Here is a 20,068-nt window from a genome sequence, read left to right as displayed (position 1 = left end):
TTGTCTTCAGGAGTCCGACGGCAGGCGATCGAGGCGCAGCGAGAACGATGGTGTTGACGCCTTCAAGGGCGTGAAGGTCGGCAGCGGCAGTCCCGCACCTTTCAACCGCGACAGATCAAGGGCCGGTGTGGCCGTCGCGGCGACGGTCTGTTGCGCATTGCGCGCCGTGGCCTCCTCGACCGTACATAGGGTGTACACGTAAGACGGCTCCGCGCCGAACACGGCACCGCGCCGGACAACCTTATCGTAGGTCAGCGGCAGGATGTTACGAACACCCGCGAGCCCGAGACCACCCTTGGCATCGATCTCGGCCATCTCGCTCATGCACATCTTCGACGGTTCGACACACATATTGAGAATGGCATTGAACAATGCGGGATCGACGCTGGCATAACGGCGCACCGGCTCACGCTCGCTCGGCTTCTCGAGCCGCAGATAAGCGGCTCGATCGAGCCGAGAGCCTTCGGCCTTTGCCCTTTCGATCCACTTGTCGAAGTCGGCATCGGTGACGCCATGGAACGCGAAGCGCATGCCGGAAAAGCCGGCTCCGCTGTAGTTGGCGGAGAAGCCGCTATAGACGCCCGGCTTGTTGATCACCGCCTTGAGCTGGGTCTGCATGCCCGGCATCGCGTAAATCTGGCCGGCCAGCGCGGGAATGAAGAACGAGTTCATCACCGACGACGAGGTAATGTGGAAATCGATCGGCCGATCGACCGGCGCCGCAAGCTCGTTGACTGCAGCAATTCCGTATTCGGGATAGATGAAGAGCCATTTCCAATCGAGCGCGACGACCTCCACCCGCAGCGCCTTGGAATCGTCAGGAATGGGCCGCTCTGTCGCAATGCGGCCGAGTGGACGATACGGATCGAGCAAATGGGTGCCGGCCCAGGTGATGGCGCCGATGCAGATGATGATCAGCAACGGAACCGACCAAATGACGAGTTCGAGATGCGCCGAGTGATCCCAATCCGGCGAGTAGCGCGCCGACGTATTGGACTGGCGGTAGCGCCAAGCGATCACCGCAGTCGTTATCATCACCGGCACGACGATCAACAACATCAACGCCGTCGATTGCACCAGGATGTCGCGCTGCTGGGCAGCCACGTCACCGGATGGCGACAGCACCACCGCCTGACAGCTGCCCAAAGCGGCGAAGAGAGGCAGAAGGGCGAGATAACGGAACCGGCTCATCAGGTCCTGCCAAAACGGGAGTTTCATTACAACGCTCCGCCTAACGCTGTGACCCTGGAAGCGACATTGGACAATTTGCCCAATCCCTCCGTCGGGCTGCGAGTGAGAGAACGCATCATCACAAACTGCGCGCACGCTACGCGCCCGCGTGTTTCACGTTGAACAAGAGCCCAAGTTTGCAATAATGAGCACAGATATCACGGCATCTGCATCGTCGATGACAGAACACGGGCACGAAACGCGCGGCGAGAACGCTCACGATAGCGTGAATACCGGCGAAATCGCCATTGGCGTGATCATCGGACGGACATCGGAATTCTTCGATTATTTCGTTTACGCGATCGCCTCGGTGGTCGTGTTCCCGAAAATCGTGTTTCCGTACACCGATCCGCTGACCGGGACGCTCTATTCCTTCGCCATCTTCGCCCTTGCCTTCATTGCCCGGCCGATCGGCACTACGATTTTCCTGACGGTCGACCGCCTATACGGCCGCGGCGTCAAACTCACGATCGCGCTGTTCCTTCTGGGAACATCGACCGTCGCGGTCGCCTTCCTGCCGGGCTACGAGCAGATCGGCATGGCCTCCGCAGTTCTGCTCGCGATTTTGCGCATCGGTCAGGGGCTGTCACTGGGCGGAACGTGGGATGGTCTTGCTCCGCTGCTCGCGCTCAACGTTCCTCCGAAGCAGCGCGGCTGGTATGCAATGATCCCGCAACTCGCCGCACCTCTCGGCTTGATGGTCGCGAGCGCACTGTTTGCATTCTTCATCATCAAGCTATCGGCCGCGGACTTCCTCGCGTGGGGTTGGCGCTATCCGTTCTTCGTCGCATTCGCGATCAACGTCGTGGCCCTGTTCGCGCGACTGCGCATCGTCGTCACGCCCGAGTATTCGCAACTGTTCGAAAGCCGCGATCTCGAGCCAGAACCCGTGGTGCGCACGCTGCGCGCGGAAGGCCGCAACGTGCTGATCGGTACCTTCGCGCCGCTGGCGAGCTTCGCGCTGTTTCACATGGTGACCGTGTTTCCGCTTTCGTGGGTATTCCTCTTCACCCAGGAGGGGCCGGGCCGCTTCCTGATCATCGAGACAATCGCCGCCGGCTTCGGCGCATTGGCGATCGTCGCATCCGGACCGATTGCCGACCGAGTCGGACGTCGCACGCTGCTCGGCGCGTCGGCAGTGGCGATCGCCGCCTTCAGCGGCTTCGCACCGCAATTGCTCAATGGCGGCGACATCGGCGAAGCCGTCTTCATGATTCTGGGCTTCATCCTGCTCGGCATCTCGTTCGGGCAATCGTCGGGTTCGGTCGCATCGAATTTCTCGCGCGCCCATCGCTACACCGCCTCGGCGTTGACGTCCGACTTCGCATGGCTCTGCGGCGCGGGCTTTGCACCGTTCGTCGCGCTGGCGCTGTCGAGCCAGTTCGGACTGTTATCGGCCGGCGCCTACCTGCTGTCGGGGGCCGTATGCACATTGCTCGCCCTGACGATGAGCACGCGGCTCGACAGCCAGGACCAGCGCCCCGACTAGCGATAGGCCTGTCGCCCTTCAGACCCGCTCGAAGGCAAGGGCAAGCGAGCGCAGAACACTGTCCTCGCCTGCGCGGCCGGCAAAGCAGAGCGCCGAAGGCAAGCCATCGCCGCGACGCGCGCCGGGAATGGAAACTGCGCACATATCGAGCGGGTTCACGAAGTAGGTGTAGGTCCCCATGATGGTGTTGCGGGTCATCGGCTCCGCCAGCATATCCTCGATCGTGAAAATGGTCGGGATCGTCGGCACGACGAGAGCGGCAAAAGGTTCTAGCGCCATGGCGGCCAGACGCTGCAACCGCTTCAGCTCATACAGCGCCTCGAATGCCTCTCTGGCGCTATAGCCGAGGCCGGGCTCGATTGCCGCCAACACGGCCGGATGGATCGCATCGCGCCGCGTTGCGATGACCTCACCATAGTCACATAGGCGCTCCGCCACCATGGCGGATTGAAACACCAGCCTTCCGGCAGCAGCAAACGGGCTGAAGTCGATTTCAGTGAGCGCGAACCCGCATTGCTGGAGCCGCTCCAGATTTTCCGCAAAGGCAACGCGCGAATGTGTATCGCCGAAGAACTGCAGTTGGTCCTCGCGCGGGACAGCCAACATATTTCCCGGCGGCACGTGAACCGATAGATCGATTCGATCAGCATCCGCCCGACTGCACGGATCACGCGGATCGTATCCCGCGATTTGCTCCAGCACGTCGTAGGCATCGGCGGCGACCCGCGTGAACACCGGCACACAATCGAAAATGCGGCTGTTGTAGAGCAGCCCGTGCGTACTCACCAAACCGATCGTGGGCTTGAGCCCGACGATACCGTTGCACGCGGCTGGCACCCGTCCGGATCCTCCCGTATCGCTTCCAAGCGAGAAGGCGACGACGTCGCGCGCAACTGCGACGGCCGAACCGGAACTCGATCCGCCGGGGATGTAGCGACGATCGAGCGCGTTGCCGCACAGCGGCTCAGGGCTGCGCGTGCCATTCAGGCCGGTCGCGAACTGATCCATCGTATTCTTGCCGATCAGCACCGCACCCGCACGTTCCAACAATGCGACCGCATGGGCACTCTCCTGCGGCATGATCGCCAGCGCGGGGCAATTGCTGGTCGTCACCATGCCCGCCACATGGATGTTATCCTTGACCGAGAACGTCAACCCGAGCAACGGCAGCACTTCGCCGGCGCGTGCGCGCGCGTCGAATTCCTCGGCGCGGCGGATCGCCTGCTCGGCCGGAACAAGGGCCGTAAAGATTCCCTCGCCCGCAACCGCTTCCGCACGCCGGCAACTTTCAGCAACCAATGCCCTAGCACTGACACCTTGCTGACGCGCCGCCCGCACCGCCGCGAAGGTGAAGGACAACAACGGCAGATCTGTCGCAATGCGTTCGGTGGACGAGGCATTGTGCATTAGCGCTTACCTTCCCAATGAACGATGCGCCGCCCCAGATAGGCGATACCGCGGTCGGTCAAGAGTCCAATCACGCCGATCAGGACAATTCCGCCAAACAGGTAAGTCGTACGAAAGAAGCTGCTCGCATCGAGGATAACGAAGCCCAGACCCCGATCACCTCCGAGAAGCTCCGAGGCGACCAAAATCGTCAGCGCCGTTCCCATCGAAACGCGCAAGCCGGTCATGATCTGCGGCAGCGCCGACGGCAACACCACGAAACGAAAAATCTGCCAGCGACCCGCGCCCATGGATTGAGCCGCCCGCAGCGCATCGACGCTGCATGCCCGCGCGCCGGCCTGCGCATTGACCATCATGATCAGCATCACCGAAATGAAGATCAGCAGAATCTTCGAGATCTCGCCGATGCCGAACCACAGGATGAACAGCGGAATCAATCCGAGCGGCGGAATCGGCCGTACGATTTCGGATGGCACCAGCAAGAGCGCATCGATCGCCGGTACGCGTCCACGCAGAAGACCAAGCCCAGTGCCGAACACCGAGCCGGCGAGGAACGCCACCCCCACGCGCCATAGACTGGCGCCGATATGCGTCCAGATACCGATGCCAGAGTAACCGTGCTGAACCATATCCGCGAATGTCGCTACGACCTGCCACGGCGGAGGCAGGATTGTCGATGTCACCATTCCTTTCGCGGTCACAAGCGCCCAGACCAAAAGAATGGCAAGCGGCGATAGGATGGCGATAAACCAGTATCGTCGGCGCGCGCGCATCTGATCCGCATTCATACGATGGCTCCGTCCTTGGGCAATCTTGCAGCCGACAGCTTTACACCCATCAATGACGCATTCTCCGGTAGATGGCTTCACGCAGTTTCAGGAAGCTAGCGTCCAGCCGGTTGTCCGCGTTGGCCCGCGGCTGCGGCAGATCGACTGCGTATTCCTCGAACAATCCTTGCTTCAGCTCCGTCAGCAGAAAAATTCGATCACCGAGGAATACTGCCTCGTCGATACTGTGGGTGACGAACAGGATCGTACAGCCTGTGCGCTCGCGAATGCGCAGCACCTCCTCTTGCAGAACTTCGCGTGTCTGCACATCGAGCGCCGAAAACGGCTCATCCATCAGCATGATCTTCGGCTTCGCAGCGAGCACCCGCGCAAGGCCGACTCGCTGCCGCATGCCGCCGGAGAGCTGATAGGGATAAGCGTCCTCGAATCCGGAGAGCCCGACCAACGCCGCCATCTCGGCCGCCACGCGGCGGCGCTCGGCTCGCCCGGCTCCCGCACAACGCAGGCTGAAAGCGATGTTCTCCGCCACCGTCATCCAGTCGAACAGCGCGGCAGCCTGAAACACGACGCCACGATCGGGACCAGGTCCTGCGATCTCACGATGATCGACGAACGCCACGCCGGACGTCGGCTGGATGAAGCCAGCCACCAGATTGAGGATCGTCGTCTTGCCGCAGCCGGATGGCCCGAGCAGCGCAACCAACTCGCCTGGGCGCACTGCAAAGGACACATCGTTGAGAATCGCCCGGCCATCGTAACGGAAGCCGACATTCTCGAACGTCAGCATGGACCGCGCTGACGGAGCATCCAGCGCATCGGCGGAAAATCCACCCGTCCGTGCAACGACACTCAGGGCCTTGGCACGCAGGTTCATTGCTTGCTCGCGAGATAGACCTGCAACGATTTCGTGTTGAGCAGCCCCGCCCAGTCGGTTGGCGCTGCTTGGATGCGCTTCTCCGCGAGCAAGAATGCGGCGATCCCCTGCAGATGCTTGCCAAGGCGTGAGTTCGCCTCCTGGCCGGGCGGCCCCATGAAGTCGGCCGTCAAGATTTGCGCGAAGCTCGGATGCGCGACGCTTTGACCTTCCACCAGCTTTGCGAACTCCTCCGCGCTCATGTTGACGCGCTTGGCCTCATATTGCCGCACGTCAGCGGGCCTCCCCTTGTAGTCGGCCTGCGCCTGCTCCCATGCCTTGAGAAATATCTGCACGGTCTCGGGGCTACCGGAGGTGAACGCCTTGCGCGCCACCCAGACGCCGCCAGTGATCATGCCGAGGCTCTTGGTCGTGGCGATAACCTTGGCGCCCGCGCGCTCGATGGCGCCGACATTCGGCTCCCAAACGAACGCCGCATCGATTTGGCCAGCTTGATAGGCTGGCGGCATGTTGGCAGGCGTCAGATTGACCAACGTGACATCGGACGCCTTCAGATTCGCCTGCGCCAACGCTTGCAGCGTGTGGTAATGACTGGTCGAACCGATCGCCACGCCGATGCGCTTGCCTTTCAGGTCAGCAAGGCTGTTGATCTCTGCTTGCGGATTGGCGGCGAGGCGCACGTTGGTTGCATCGATCCGCTCCATGAACAGGATTTCGATCGGAAGTCCGTTGGCGTACCCCGTAACGGCAGGAAACTCCCCCATCCAGGCAAGATCGACCTCACCGGCGGCGAGCGCCGGCAGCATCGCGGGCCCGGCGGGAAACTGCGCAACTTTCACGTCGAGCCCTGCCTTCTCGAACAGCCCGGTGCCCAGCGCATAGGACAGGATGACGTTGATCTCGCCGGTCTGGAAGCCGATCTTGATGGGCTTCAGAGCCTCAGCTCCGGCCGGACCTGGCGATGCCAGAACAAGACCCAGCGCGAGCGTCATCCACCGAAACAATCCAGACATCGCTAATCTCCTTGAAACTTGGAACGGAAGCTCACGCATCATGCCGCCACTCCGAGCAGGTCAAGCACCGTGAGCGCGAGGATCTTCGTTGCCGCCACCGACTTGCTGATCTGGATGTATTCGTTGATCGGCGGCCAGCCGTCCTCGCCGGGGCCGAAGGTCACTGCGGCCTGACCGCGCTCGGCAAAGCGAATGGTGTCGTTGAATGCATTCTTGCGGTAGAGCATGGGCGCTTCACCCAGGATACGTTCGTAAGCACGGCCGAGTGCGACGGTGGGATTGGCGCCGCCATCCTGCTCCTGTGTGCCGTCAACGAACAGCGCGCCCGGATAAGGCCGCGCCGTCGCTTGCAGTGTAGGATCGGCGGCGGTCTGCGCATCGATCACCATCTGGATGTCCGCCATCACGCTCGTAGGCGTCATGCCCGGCAGGATACCGACGACCGCCAGCACCGCCCGCGCAACATCCGGCGTGAACTGCATCTCCCGCTTCTCCCCACCCTGCACGCGAATGATTGCCACCATCGGCGGCGTTCCGCCCGCGAGCGGCGCCGGCATATGCGTGAAGGTCATGGTTTCGAACGCGGTCAGCAAACGCGCCATTTTCGCCACCGCGTTGACGCCGGTATCCGGCCGCCAGAGATGACTCTTCACTCCACGCGTTTCGATCTCGATCAGGAAGTTGCCGCCATTGGCGACCGCAATGCCCATGCCCGAATGGCCGTCCGGTCTGGTCCAGCCGGTCGGCTCGCAGACGATGGTGTAATCGGCATCCAGCCCGCACTCATCGAGCAGGAAGATCGAGCCGTCTGGACCATTCTTCTCCTCATCCGCGGTGTAGACGCACTTCAGCGTCCCGTTCAGCTTTACGCCGCTGTCGCGAATGGCCTTCACCGCAAGCAATGTGCAGGCGAGATTTCCGCGGGTATCCGACGTGCCGCGAGCATAAAGCCTGTCACCATGGCGCGTCGGGCGAAACGGATGTCCGCCGGTCATCGTCCAGGCGCTCCAGTCGCCCGCCGGATAGGTGTCCAGATGATCGTTCAGGATCAGCGACGGACCATCGCCGGCGCCCTCGAGAATGCCGACGACGTTCGGCCTGCCCTCGCGCTTGGTCGGCAAGCTGACGTCAAAACCCATCGCCCTCAGCTTGTCGGCGACGAACAGCGCGGCGCCCTCCTCGCGCGCCGGCGGCTCGTCCGGATCGAGCGGATTTTCCGCGTCCGGCTGCCCCGCTGGAACAAGCTCACAGGTCAGATCGAGCCACGCCTGCTCGGTAATTCGATCCAGCACGTGCCGCTCCAGTTCCGTCAGATCGTCGCACTCCGCAGTCGTCAACAAATCTTGCATGGTCACTCCGAGGCCGTTCTTCCTCGGATGAGCAAGCCACGTGCCACTCGCGCGACGGAACGGCAGGCGCACGGCAAACATAAGTAATTAATTGCAACTAAAGGACAAAAGCGGCGCACGACACGCGCCGATGGCCTTTGTCAGAAAATTTCATTCGTCCGAGCAAAGCCGACGCATTGCGCATCCTCAGCTCAAACTGGCGAAGCAGCCAACCCCGCTCGTCGCGACACTAACCGTCCTCGGCTGCGAGTTCCGCCGACAACAGGTCGATCCGCTTGATCACCAGCAGTCCCCGCCTTTGGCGGAGAACGCCCGCCTTCTGCAGACGATTGAGACCGATCGTTACCCACTGACGCGTCGCGCCGATCAGATTCGCGATCTCCGCATGAGTGAACGCGGCAGCGACGACAATCCCGCCGTCGGTTTCTGATTCATCAAATCCATACGTCTGGGCGAGATGCAGTAACACATGTGCGAGCCGTTGCGACAACGAGCGCGTTCCGAGCATTTGCGCGAGCGATGAATAGCAACGCGCCTTGAACGACAGCGCCTCGATGATCGCGAGCGCGAAGTCCGGCAGCTCGCGAGCAAGATTGCGAAGCTCCAAGCCTGGCAGACATGTAACGACGCTTTGCCTCGCCGCCACCGCCGACCACATATGCGGGCGGCCGTCGAAGATTTCCGGGCCGCCGACGAAATTGCCCGGCAACCAATAGGCAAGTGTAATCTCCCGTCCGGCCGGCGCGGTGTAGAAGCTGCGGATGAGGCCGCTCTCGATGACGACGATCCCATCATGCGGATCGCCCTGGCTGAACAGAGTCTCACCACGCCGATACGATCGGACTTCACCGTAGGCCTTGATTCGCGTCCTCGCCTCCGGCGGCAAACGATCGATCAAACTTGCCTGGCGCGGAACAGTATGGTCGGTCTCCGACAACAGGATGCCAGCTGTTTTCGCTCCGACACTCGCCATGCTTCACCGGGACTGGATACTTTGGCGCGCTACAGTTCCCGGTTTTCTGCGCCGACGCAACCCGCAACAGTTACGAGCGTAGCCGACGACGAGGTTCCTCAGCAGTTTCCAGAACCAGCGGCGCACCATAGATGGCAACCAGCGCCGGATTATGGCTCACGGCAATGATGATCGCCGACGGCAGACGCCTGCGCAGCAGCCGATGCAACGCCTCTTCACTGGTAGCATCCAGTGCGGAAGTCGCTTCATCCAACAGCAGAAGATCAGGCCGCAGCAGCAATGCGCGCGCCAGCGAAAGCCGCTGCTTCTCGCCATCCGACAGGCGCCGATTCCAATCCACCGCGAAATCCTGCTGAGAAGCCAGCGCTCCAAGACCGACGTCGTCGAGCACCGCCTGTATTGCAGCATCCGAACAGGCTTCGACCGCTTGCGGAAATGCGAGCGCCTGCCGCAATGACCCGAGCGGCAGATAGGCGCGCTGCGACAGCGCCAACGGACGCGCGGCCGCCACGCGCAAGTCCCCATCCTTGAAAGGCCAGATGCCGGCAATGGTACGCATCACGCTGGTCTTGCCCGCACCGGAGATACCGGTGATCAGCAGGCTATCGCTTGCCTTCAGAGCGATTTGTTCGAGGGTTGCAACCACGCGTCCATCCGGCAGCCGTACGGTCAGCGCGTCCACTGTCACACCCACTGGCGCGTGATCGTCCGGACTGCCGTCGTCCCGGCTGCGCTCGGCCTCGAACGCAAGCTGCGCCGCCTCGGTGGCATCCATGAATCCCGACACGCGCTGCACAGTGGCCGCGAACTCGGCCAGCTTGAGATAAGACTCCACGAGATAGGAGAACGCGGATCGCACCTCGTTGAAGGCCGAGCCCGCCTGCATCAGCGCGCCAAGCTGCATGCCGCCGCCGAAATAGAGCGGAGCCATGACGAGATAAGGGAAGTAACGCGAGTAGTGGCGGTAGGTCGCGGTGAAGAAGGAGACGACCTTCTGCCGCCACATCAGCCGATACCAGTTGGCGGCGATCGCCTGGAACCGCACCAACAAGCCTTGCTGCTCGGCCCGTTCGCCGCGTTGCAGGGCTACCGGCTCGGCATTTTCACGCAGCCGCACCAGCGCGAAACGGAAATCCGCCTCCCGCTTCTCCTGTTCGTAATCCAGCGCGATCAGCGGCCGGCCGATCCAATGGGTGACGATTGTACCGACGACGGCATAGGCTAGCGCCGCCCAGACCAGATACCCGGGAATGATCCAGCTCTGGCCAAACAGCACCAGCGGCACCAGGCTGGACAGCGTCCACAGGATTGCCACGAACGATACGAGCTTCGCCACCGCCGCGAACAGACCGACGCTCAGCGCGAGGACCTGTTCGATGAAATTGCGGATGTCTTCTGACAGGCGCTGGTCGGGATTGTCGATCCCATCGGCGGCGAGAGACGCGCGATAATGCACGGCCCCGTCGAGCCAATGCGCCAGCAGACGCGCCGTCAACCACTGCCGCCAGCGGATCGTCAGCCACTGCGCGAAATAGCGCTGATAGACCCCACCCAGCACGAAGCCAATGCCAAGGACGCAGAATACCCAGAACTGATAGATAAACGCATCCCAGTTCCGCTCCTGCAGCGCCTGGAAGAATGCGTTGCGCCAGTAATTCTCAACCACGGCAACGGCCACCAAGAGAAGCTGTGCCGCAATCACGCAGGCAAGCAGCCCCCACGCGACCCAGCGTTCGCTGGAGCGGAAGTACAGCGCCGCAATCTTCGCAGCCTCGCGCAACAGCGGAAGCACGGCACGATATGCAGGTGCCGAGTCAGCAGCCAACAGCGGCCTCCCGCGCATCCTCGATCGGGCAAGCCTTGCAGAAGCGGCGATCCGGCAGGCGATATTGCAGGCAGCAGACCTTGCGCCGCCGGTGCTCGTGGCTGCGCTCCTCGTCAATGTAATGTACGGCCCGGAAGATCGGGTTGAGACGGCCGTCCGGCCAGCAAGGCGCCGCCAGCAGGTGATCCGCTGCCACAAGTCGCTTCGAACCGCCGGAAACCTCCTCGATCCGCCGCAGCATCGCTTCGAACGTGTTGCCGACATTGCTCCACAGCACACGTTTCGTCAGCCCCGTGCGTGCGGCCAGCAGCGCCACGAACGGCGTGAAGTGTCCGAACACAAGCTGCTCGAAGCGTGCGAACGGATCGGCAGTCACGCACGGGCACCCGCCGCCTCCGCACTTCAGCGCCACGGTTCTGACGTCGTCGCCGATGACGAAACGGACTTCACCCAACGCCAGCGGCAAGCGCCACGCCAACAGCACGTCCGCCAGCAGAAGCGGCGGCAGCACCACATTGAGGTGCCACTTCATCCAGATCGACAACGTTGCCCGGCGATCGAAACGGGCAAACCGCTTGGCGAAACGATCATGGATCGCCCCCTGCATTTCGGCATCCAGCAGCGCGGTGGCAGGCACTGACGGACGGTCATCGTCGGGACCAGCGAGATAGCCAGCGAAGGGAGCATAAGCCCCCTTCGTCAAGACCTCTATCTCGCCGAATACATCCCGCATGATGCCTCAGAAGCGCACGCGCACGGCGCCTTCGATGATGCGCCCTGCCCCGTAGTAGCAGTTCAATGCATCCTCGCACACACCGACATAACGCTTGTCGGCAATGTTCTTGGCGTTGATCGAGACATCCCAGCCAGCCAGCGACGCCGTGAGCACGCCAAGCTGATAGCGAAGCGTCGCATCGAACAACGTAAACGACGGCACCGCAAACGTATTCAGCGCATCGCCGAACGAGGCACCGACATAACGGACGCCGCCGCCGACAGTCAGGCCCTTCAACGTGGTGGCGTCATCGAACGTGTACGTGCCCCACAGCGATGCCTGATGCCGCGCCATGCCTGCCGGATCCTTGCCGACACCACCCGCGGTGTTGGTCTTGGTCACGGTCGGATCGAGGTAAATGTAACCAGCGACGACATTGAACCCATGCAGGTTCGTGGTCTTGAACTCGATCTCCGCCCCCCGCGCACGGATTTCCTGGGTCTGCACGGCAAATCCGGGATTCTTCAGGTCTACGGTCAAAAGATTGCGCTGGGTGATATCGAACACCGCACCGCTGACGAGCAGGTTCAAGTGCGGTGGCAGATACCGGATACCGGCCTCGATTTGCTCGCCGGTGCTCGGATCGAACGGCTTACCCGTGACGTCCGCACCGGAGACCGGTGCAAACGATTCCGAGTAGCTCACATAGGGGGCCACTCCGGACTGAAACGCGTAAATAAGACCGCCATGAACAGTCGAGGCGCGGTCGCGTTTCGGCGTCCAGTCCGGTTCACTGAACTGGCCGGTGGCCGTGTTCAGCACCTTCGTCTTTTGGTCGAGGCTGGCCCAGTCCCCGCGTACGCCGCCGATCACCGTGAAGCCGCCGACCTCGATTCGATCCTGCACATAGATGCCAGTCTGACGCTGCACCTGATAGCGCTTCTGGGTGAGCGAATTGGCAGCGAGCGGTTGACCGTAGACGGGGTCATAGAGGTTCAGGAGATATTGCGAGGCACGATTGACCGCCGTGCCCTGGTCGTTCGGCGAGAGCGAGTAATCGACGCCGAACAGCATGTGATGCCGGAACGGCCCGGTGTTGAAGTCCGCCTTCAGCCGGTTATCGACCTGGAACAGATCGATCTGGTACGGCTGATAGGTCATCTGCCTCACCACACTGTTGCCAACCAGCGCGCCGCGGCTCTGCACCTCCTTGAGCTGAATGTCGATGTTCTGATAGGCTAGATTCTGCTGGAACGAGAACACCTCATTGAAGCGATGATTGAACTCGTAGCCGATCCGGGCCGTTTCCTTCGAGGTGTTGTGATAGGCCGGTTCACCCAGGAACAACTTGCGCGAAATGTATTGACCATTCGCACCGGGCAGAATGGTGCCGACCCGCGGCAAGGGCTGCAGCACCGTCAGCTTCGGATCGTACTGGTAGTGCGCGAGAATGGTGAGGCTGGTCTGGTCGTTGCGCACCGTCACCGATGGCGCAAAATAGACCCGCTCGTTGCGGGTGTAATCGATCTGACCGTCGCCGAACCGGCCAAGCCCCACCAGCCGATATAGCACCGATTTATCTGCATTCACCGGCCCGCCGACGTCGAAACCACCTTCGAGACGTCCGTAGCTGCCGGTGCGCAGCATGAACTCGCGAAACGGTGTATCGGTCGGCCGCTTGCTGGTGAGATTGATCAGGCCGCCGGGGCTGCCCTGGCCATACAGGGTGGAGGCCGGTCCCTTCAGCACATCGACGCGCTCCAAGCCGTAAACCTCATAACCCCAGCTGCTGTCATGCAGCTTCAGCCCGTCGAGAAACTGAAACGCCTCGAACCCGCGCACGCGATTGTATTCGCGCGTGAGATTGCCTTGGCGAAAATAGGTGCTCACGCCCGCAGTGTAATTCAACGCCTCCTGCACCGTCTGCGCACCGCGGTCCTCAACCTCTTTCGCGGTCACAGTGGAGACCGACCGCGGCAGCTTCAACAGCGGCGTATCGGTCTTGGTTGCCGTGTCGGTGCGGCGGACGACATAGCCCTTGCTGTCGTCACGAACCGCATCGCTATCAACCACCAGCGGCGGCAACTGTTCGCTCGCGCGCTGCGCCAGCACTGGACTCGTGAGCATGGCCGCCAGCGCTGCCGACGTTAGCATGCGCGAAGTAACGCCCCGCAAACCCACAGGTCTCTTACAACTCATTGATCTTCCAACCCCAAGCGCACAACCTGCGTCAGACGGCCCTTACGTCAGACAGGTTCCGCGATCCTCTCCGCGCATGGCTCAACCCACACGCGGACACCGCAAGACGGACAACCATTCATGTTCGTGCAAACAAACGAGACAAGGCCCACCCGCGGCAAACGTGACACGTCACCGCGAGAGGCCGTCTTCCAGGCATACACAAATGCCGAAGAGAGAAAGCCCGCATCGATTCACCCCGACCGATACGCCCGCGCGCGACCATGGCTGACGGCAGGTCTCCTGGCTCGCGGGTCGTCGCTCCTGCCGCCTTCCCGGATGAAATCCAGTGGCATTCAAGGCAAGACACTCGCCGCTTACAGTTGCGGGGGCAGCCGCGGCTTTGGAGGCAAGCTCCGCACCGCATTCCCGATTAATCCCTTGCGGGAACCGTCGGTTTGCACAGTACGTAGCCGCTGCATGGCTTGTCAATCGACAGGCCAGCGGCCTGTGGGACAAAGTCGGGATAGCCCCTTGCGACTATCAGCAGCCGCGGCCGATGCTCTTGAGCTTGCTCGAAAGTAGGCTGTCGAATTCTTCGGACGACGGCTGCGTGTATGGGCCGTTGCCGTGGCGACCGCCGCTCCGCCCTGCATGCGCGCCATGACCGGCTGTCGCATGCAAGGACGCCATCCCATGATCGCGGTCACCGCGAGCCAGCGCCGGATCAAAGGCGGCGAACACAAGCGCTGCGCCGAACGATAACCAAAGACATCGATCGCAACATTGTCATCCTTATCCGCTCCAGGACCGAGCACACCACGCGGACGACACCCATGCGGCACCGCACCCCGTCACTTCAGCATAGACCGGCGACGAACGCGCTAGCGATTGGCAAGCATCAAATATAGATGAGTCCAACCAGGCAAACGCGCTTCACGATAAGTTGGCTTTGCGGCACGGATGGCTTCGCCGTTTCGACACAGTAGAGGACCACCTTCAATGCGCCTCGATCAAGGCTTCTCTTCGAACGGACGGAGGTCACCATGCTCACGCCAATCCCGATGCCACGGCTATTGTTTGCCGGCATGACAATATCAGCGCTTTTGGGCGGTCCTGCGATAGCCCAGACATCATCGTCAACGGGTGTGGTACAGCCGATCCCGCTGCCCCAACCCTCTCCGCTGTCACAGCCGTCACCGCAAACGCAGATCGTCAGTCCGACGCCAAATGTCGTCGCCCAACCGAACCTGGATTCGTTCAGCGAGCGGACTATACAGTGCCTCAATCAAGGCTCCGCGATGGCTCTCGATCCGAACAGCCTGTCATCATATACGCGCGGGTGCGCAAACTGATCGACGAATGCCTCGGCATCCCCGCTGGAGGCTCGGCGCATGAGCGCGATCAGCGCCGGTATTGCTCGTCGCTGACCTTGTCCAGCCAATCGACGTTCTTGCCGTCGAGGGTTTCATGAATGGCGACATGCGTCATCGCCGTCGTCGGCGTCGCACCGTGCCAGTGTTTCTCGCCAGGCGGAAACCAGACCACGTCGCCTGGCCGGACCTCTTCCACTGGACCGCCTTCACGCTGGACCCAGCCGCAACCGGCTGTGACGATCAAGGTCTGCCCGAGCGGATGGGTGTGCCAAGCAGTGCGCGCGCCAGGCTCAAACGTTACGTTCGCACCACCGACCCGCGCGGGAGCCGCAGCCTGGAACAGCGGATCGATCCGCACCGTGCCGGTGAAGTATTCCGCCGGCCCCTTGCGCGACGGCTGCGAACCATTTCGCGTGATCTCCATGGTGTGGCTTCCTTCCTCTGTTCCAGCCGCAGGCCGCTGCGCGGCTGTGATTCTAGCTAGCGCGATCATGACAAGGCCGCCAGTCGCGGCAAGCGCATGGCGGCCGCGCGAGCCGCAATCAACACGCCGAGAGACCCATCCGTTCCAGTCCTTGCGTTATTCAGCTCAGACCATGGGCATGAGCGTCTGTACTGCAACAAACGTCAAGCCGCCGCCGAAGAGCAGGAGCAGCGGATTGACCGGGGTCGCCAGCAGGATGGCGGTGGACGCAAGCGCAATCGCCTTCGCAAGCCACCCGCCATCGAGCGCTTGCAACAGCACGTACACGGACGCGAGAATCGTGCCGACCGCGATCGGCCGCAAACCGGCCTCCACGATGACCTGCCACCTGGCGCCGCGCGTGCGCTGCCAGATCCGGGCGATACAGAATGTCATGATCGCGGTCGGAGTGAAGATCGCGAAGGTGGCGACGATCGCACCTGCCAATCCCGAGACTTGCCAGCCGATCAGCGTCACCAGCAGCGACCCCGGCCCCGGCGCCATCCGCGAGATCGCGAACAGGTCGAGAAACTGCGAGGCCGTCATCCAGTGATGGACATCGACGACCTGACGATGCACGTCGGCAACGATGGTTTGGCCACCGCCGATCGTCACGAACGACAAGGGCACGAAGATCAGCAGCAGGCTCGTGAGAAGCGACGGCATTGTCAGGACTGATGGAGCAGAAAGGTAAGAGCAATGCTGACGGATCCGGCCAGCAGTACCACCCAGATCAGCGGAAGATGAAATACGCCAATCGCCGCAAACGTCGCAGCGGAGATCGATAACGGCACCACCTTGCGGGGAAGCCGCCGAGCGGCTGTGATCCCCATCGACAGCGACAACCCGATCGCCGCCGCTGACGCGCCCACCAGCGCCGCATGAAACAACGGGATCTCGGTCAGCGAGGAGAACACCACCGCCAGAAGGATGATCAGGATTGCCGGAGGAACGATGATGCCAATCAGACTAGCGATTGCCCCGGTGGCTCCCAGCAGCCTGTAGCCGATCCAGATCGCCATATTCGAAACATTGATGCCCGGAAGCGTCTGGCAGATCGCCAGGCCGCTCAAGAACTCCTCTTCGGAGATCCAGCGCCGGGCCTGAACGAACTCTCTGAACAACCAGCCGCTGAGCCCACCGCCAAAGCTCGTCAAGCCAATCCGCATGAAGATCAAAAACAGCTCGGTCGCGGTCGGCCTGCTTGTGGAACTGTCCATGCCCTGCTGATGCCTCGGCGTTTCAGATCGGCGCGGCGCAGCGGGCTGCACGCGTCTGTTATTATGGATGATGCGATCATCAGCTTTGCGGCGAGCACCGCATACGCGATGATTCCCGGCCACGAACGCAGTAAAGCGTACCAGCGCGCCATACACGCCACAAGAACCAACGCAATAGCGCAGCGTTGCAGCCCTTTTTTGAGCGCGCGAAATCGTGGAAACAGCGTGTGTCGTCAGCACGCGTCAAACACCGCCGTCGAAAGATATGGACCGAGGGGGCATCCTGACAGAACCGATAGCAAATGGAATGCGTGCCGCTCCCATCGGAAACCGATGACCGCAAGACATTCCGGACTCCTATGGACCCGCCTTGAAGACAGCCGGCCGTTCTTTTTCTTTATTCTTACTCTAAGATACTGAATACATGTGGTTTTTTCTTGCTCTGTGTCTGCCAGCATCTGCATAAGGCCCGCTCCAATGAAAGGGCTCTGATGCGGACAATGGAATACATTCAAGCCAAGACGACGTTGCGAGCGCCTACGCGCGTAAGATTCACCGAGCTGTTGGTGACGACTGCGCTCGTCACTTCGCTGATGACCATCAATCATATGGCGAGCGCACAAAGCACACCCGACGAGCTGCCGACCGTCAACGTACAAGCGGCCCGCTCGAAACCGCAACGGCCAGCCCAGGCGCCACGCCGCGCCGTTCGCACGGCCCGCCCTGTCGCACCAGCCACCGCCCCTTCCGCTCCGGCTGCTGCAACCGACGTGACGACGCAGAGCGGCTACGTCACCACGGCGGAGCGCAGCGCCAACAAAACCAGCACGCCGCTCGTGGAAACACCGCAGTCGGTTTCCACCGTGACGCAAACGCAGCTCGAGCAGCGCAAGCCAACCTCTCTGATCGAAAGCGTCAGCTACACGCCCGGTGTGCAGGTCGGCGCCTTCGGATTCGACCCCCGATACGATTCATTCATGATCCGCGGCGTCGATGTGACCTATTCCGGCATCTTCCGCGACGGGCTGCGGCAGGCGAACAGTCCGAACGGCCTGTTCCGGCTTGAGCCTTATGGTCTCGAATCGATCACCGTCCTACGCGGGCCGGCGGCCGCAATTTACGGCGCCAGCAGCACCGGCGGCATCGTCGATTTGATCTCGAAGCGTCCCACCGCCGTTCCTTTCCATGAGGTCGAACTTCAGACCGGATCCTACAACCGCGTGCAGGGCAATTTCGATCTTTCAGGTCCGGTCAATGCCGACCAGACGCTGCTCTATCGTCTGACTGGCCTGGTACGCGATGCAAATACCAACCTCGGCAGCGCCGTGAAGGACAACCGCACGTTCATCGCGCCGGCGCTGACGTGGCGGCCGAACGCCGACACCAAGTTCACCTTGCTCAGCGAGTACATGGACTCGACCACCGGCGGCACGGTTGCCTACATCAATAACTACGGGCCCGATGGCCGCTCGATCGGCGCGACCAAGCAATTCGCTGGCGACGGGCGTTACAACGCGTTCGAGCAAAAGCAATGGCGACTCGGATACGAATTCGAGCACACCTTCAGCGACATGTTCACGCTGCGCCAGCGCGCACGCTATTCCGATCTGTCGCAGCGCGAACCCTATTGGTTCGGCGGCGGTGCCGGGCTGGTGCGCGAAACCAATTCAGGCACATTGGTCGATACGATGCTGGAAACGCGGTTGCGCACCGGAGCAATCGAACACACGCTGCTCACCGGCATCGACTTCAATCATCTCGGATACCGCTCTGCCGACGGCTTCGGAGTCGTTCCCGTCGGGCAAGATCCCGCCTTCCAGAACTGGTATCGCCAGACAATGACGACGATGGGGCTCTACACCCAGGATCAAATGAAGTGGCAGAACTGGCGGCTGACTGTCGGCGGACGCTACGATTGGCTGAGCAGCGATTACAATCGCACCGGCTCAAGTCCGCTGGAAGTCCACAGCAAGGACGGCCAGGCAACCGGCCGCGCTGCCCTCGCCTATGTGAGTGCGCTCGGCATCGTTCCTTACATCAGCTACGGCACGTCCTTTGTTCCTAATCCCGGGACACTGCTCGACGGCAATGTCGCAGCACCGACCAAAGGCAAGCAAGGCGAGATCGGCGTCAAGTATAACCTACCAGGTCAGAACGCATCGATCCGTGCGGCGGTGTTCGATCTTCGGCAGGACGATGCCGTCGTGTACGAGGTGGTCGAAGGCATCAACAAGCAGACACAGCTCGGCCTCCGTTCAAAGGGCTTCGAGATCGAAGGCGTGGCGTCGCTTGCCAATGGCCTCAGCGTGCAGGCGTCGTACTCCTACAACGATGCGCGGATCGCACGACTGACGCCGGACACGATCGGCAACCGATTGACCAGTGTGCCATATCACACGGCCTCGTTCTGGCTTGACTATACCGTGCAAGATGGCTGGGCACGCGGCCTCGGGCTTGGTGCCGGCGTTCGCTATGTCGGTGCCAGCATGGGAGACAATCTGAACCGACCGATTCTGGATAACGTTCCGCGCACCTTCGTCGATGGCTCGGTCCGTTACGACCTTGAGAACATCAATGCGCAGCTCAAGGGCATGCGCATCCAGGTCAGCGCGCAAAATCTACTCAACGAAATCAATCAGACCTGCAGCGCAGGCTATTGCTATTTCGACCAGGGCCGGAAGGTGATCGCCAGCGTGCGGTATCGTTGGTAGCCGCGGAGGAGAAAGCTTGGCCACGGGTCTCAGCCCGCCTCCTCCCCCAGATGGGTGAGGCGAGGTCACCCGAATGCTGGCAAGCTAAGGCACCCGTGCAGGGAGGCTGGGGAAATACAGCCCGATTTCAATTGCGCGGCAGGGCCTGCAGGTTGTTTTGCAGTCGAGATCTGCAGGCCCGCGCCTTTGCGAGCCGCTACTCGGAAAGCATTCTCAGCATCCGGCAGGGATGACGGAGATCTCGAAACGGCTGGACCGGAAGCGGTCCAGCCAGCGAGCCTATTAAGTCCGCTCAGCGACAGCTCTTCTGTTGTTTCCAGTCATCCCAGAAGAACCCGCACTTCGTGCACCCGCCCATTGTCGAGGCAAGGGCGAACACGCAAAACACCAGGGCGAACTTCTTACGCACGTACCGCTCCATCCGCTAGCCGGTCCAGACCGCAGTAGAGCATCATTG

Annotated in this window: 15 protein-coding genes and 1 riboswitch; of the genes, 2 read left to right on the top strand and 13 right to left on the bottom strand. The window is 61.7% G+C overall.

Translation table 11 applies throughout. The annotated features are described in order from the left end of the window. Window positions 1–6: 6 nt before the first annotated feature. Window positions 7–1,191, bottom strand: coding sequence for a ubiquinol oxidase subunit II (gene cyoA / locus X566_RS14165; RefSeq protein WP_034468730.1), 1,185 nt, complete (start codon window positions 1,189–1,191; stop codon window positions 7–9). Between the two features lie 217 nt (window positions 1,192–1,408). Here cyoA and X566_RS14160 point away from each other — a divergent pair, with 217 nt between their 5' ends. Then, window positions 1,409–2,719, top strand: coding sequence for an MFS transporter (locus X566_RS14160; RefSeq protein WP_034467266.1), 1,311 nt, complete (start codon window positions 1,409–1,411; stop codon window positions 2,717–2,719). Between the two features lie 18 nt (window positions 2,720–2,737). Here X566_RS14160 and X566_RS14155 read toward each other — a convergent pair whose 3' ends face one another. The 12 genes from X566_RS14155 to X566_RS14095 all read right to left on the bottom strand — a co-directional run bounded on the left by X566_RS14155 (window position 2,738) and on the right by X566_RS14095 (window position 17,140). Beyond that, window positions 2,738–4,126, bottom strand: a complete 1,389-nt coding sequence (locus X566_RS14155) for an amidase family protein (protein WP_051444102.1) — start codon at window positions 4,124–4,126, stop codon at window positions 2,738–2,740. After that, window positions 4,126–4,914: an ABC transporter permease gene (locus X566_RS14150; RefSeq protein ID WP_081740190.1), complete on the bottom strand. Its 789-nt coding sequence runs from the start codon at window positions 4,912–4,914 to the stop codon at window positions 4,126–4,128. Before X566_RS14150 ends, X566_RS14155 begins: the two co-directional genes overlap by 1 nt. 49 nt (window positions 4,915–4,963) lie before the next feature. Further along, the gene (locus tag X566_RS14145) at window positions 4,964–5,788 is read right to left on the bottom strand and encodes an ABC transporter ATP-binding protein (RefSeq protein WP_081740189.1); all 825 of its coding nucleotides are present in this window, start codon (window positions 5,786–5,788) and stop codon (window positions 4,964–4,966) included. Next, the gene (locus X566_RS14140) at window positions 5,785–6,801 is read right to left on the bottom strand and encodes an aliphatic sulfonate ABC transporter substrate-binding protein (RefSeq protein ID WP_034467263.1); all 1,017 of its coding nucleotides are present in this window, start codon (window positions 6,799–6,801) and stop codon (window positions 5,785–5,787) included. Before X566_RS14140 ends, X566_RS14145 begins: the two co-directional genes overlap by 4 nt. Before the next feature lie 38 nt (window positions 6,802–6,839). Next, entirely contained in the window at window positions 6,840–8,150 is a 1,311-nt protein-coding gene (locus X566_RS14135) for a M20 family metallopeptidase (protein WP_051444216.1), read from the bottom strand. 229 nt (window positions 8,151–8,379) lie between these two features. Then, window positions 8,380–9,123, bottom strand: coding sequence for a Crp/Fnr family transcriptional regulator (locus X566_RS14130; protein WP_051444101.1), 744 nt, complete (start codon window positions 9,121–9,123; stop codon window positions 8,380–8,382). Between the two features lie 70 nt (window positions 9,124–9,193). After that, window positions 9,194–10,948, bottom strand: coding sequence for an ABC transporter ATP-binding protein/permease (locus X566_RS14125; protein ID WP_160170475.1), 1,755 nt, complete (start codon window positions 10,946–10,948; stop codon window positions 9,194–9,196). Next, a complete protein-coding gene (fhuF, locus tag X566_RS14120) occupies window positions 10,938–11,681 on the bottom strand; it encodes a siderophore-iron reductase FhuF (protein WP_034467260.1) in 744 nt (247 codons plus the stop codon). The genes X566_RS14125 and fhuF overlap by 11 nt, the downstream gene beginning before the upstream one ends. Window positions 11,682–11,687: 6 nt before the next feature. After that, a complete protein-coding gene (locus X566_RS14115) occupies window positions 11,688–13,790 on the bottom strand; it encodes a TonB-dependent siderophore receptor (protein ID WP_160170474.1) in 2,103 nt (700 codons plus the stop codon). A 326-nt stretch (window positions 13,791–14,116) separates the two neighbouring features. Beyond that, window positions 14,117–14,311: riboswitch (cobalamin riboswitch) on the bottom strand. Between the two features lie 934 nt (window positions 14,312–15,245). Continuing rightward, the gene (locus X566_RS14105) at window positions 15,246–15,641 is read right to left on the bottom strand and encodes a cupin domain-containing protein (RefSeq protein WP_034467255.1); all 396 of its coding nucleotides are present in this window, start codon (window positions 15,639–15,641) and stop codon (window positions 15,246–15,248) included. 165 nt (window positions 15,642–15,806) lie between these two features. Then, entirely contained in the window at window positions 15,807–16,346 is a 540-nt protein-coding gene (locus X566_RS14100) for a chromate transporter (protein ID WP_034467252.1), read from the bottom strand. Between the two features lie 2 nt (window positions 16,347–16,348). Then, window positions 16,349–17,140 carry a chromate transporter gene (locus X566_RS14095; protein WP_206538696.1) on the bottom strand — a complete coding sequence of 264 codons (792 nt, stop codon included), beginning with the start codon at window positions 17,138–17,140 and terminating at the stop codon, window positions 16,349–16,351. A gap of 326 nt (window positions 17,141–17,466) precedes the next feature. Between X566_RS14095 and X566_RS14090 the strand changes: the two genes are divergently transcribed. Next, a complete protein-coding gene (locus tag X566_RS14090; protein WP_160170473.1) occupies window positions 17,467–19,611 on the top strand; it encodes a TonB-dependent siderophore receptor in 2,145 nt (714 codons plus the stop codon). The last annotated feature ends 457 nt before the right edge of the window (window positions 19,612–20,068 follow it).

This window comes from Afipia sp. P52-10 (genome assembly GCF_000516555.1).
Classification (GTDB): domain Bacteria; phylum Pseudomonadota; class Alphaproteobacteria; order Rhizobiales; family Xanthobacteraceae; genus P52-10.
Note: the sequence above shows the minus strand (reverse complement) of the source record. Positions and strands in the feature narration are given on the sequence as shown.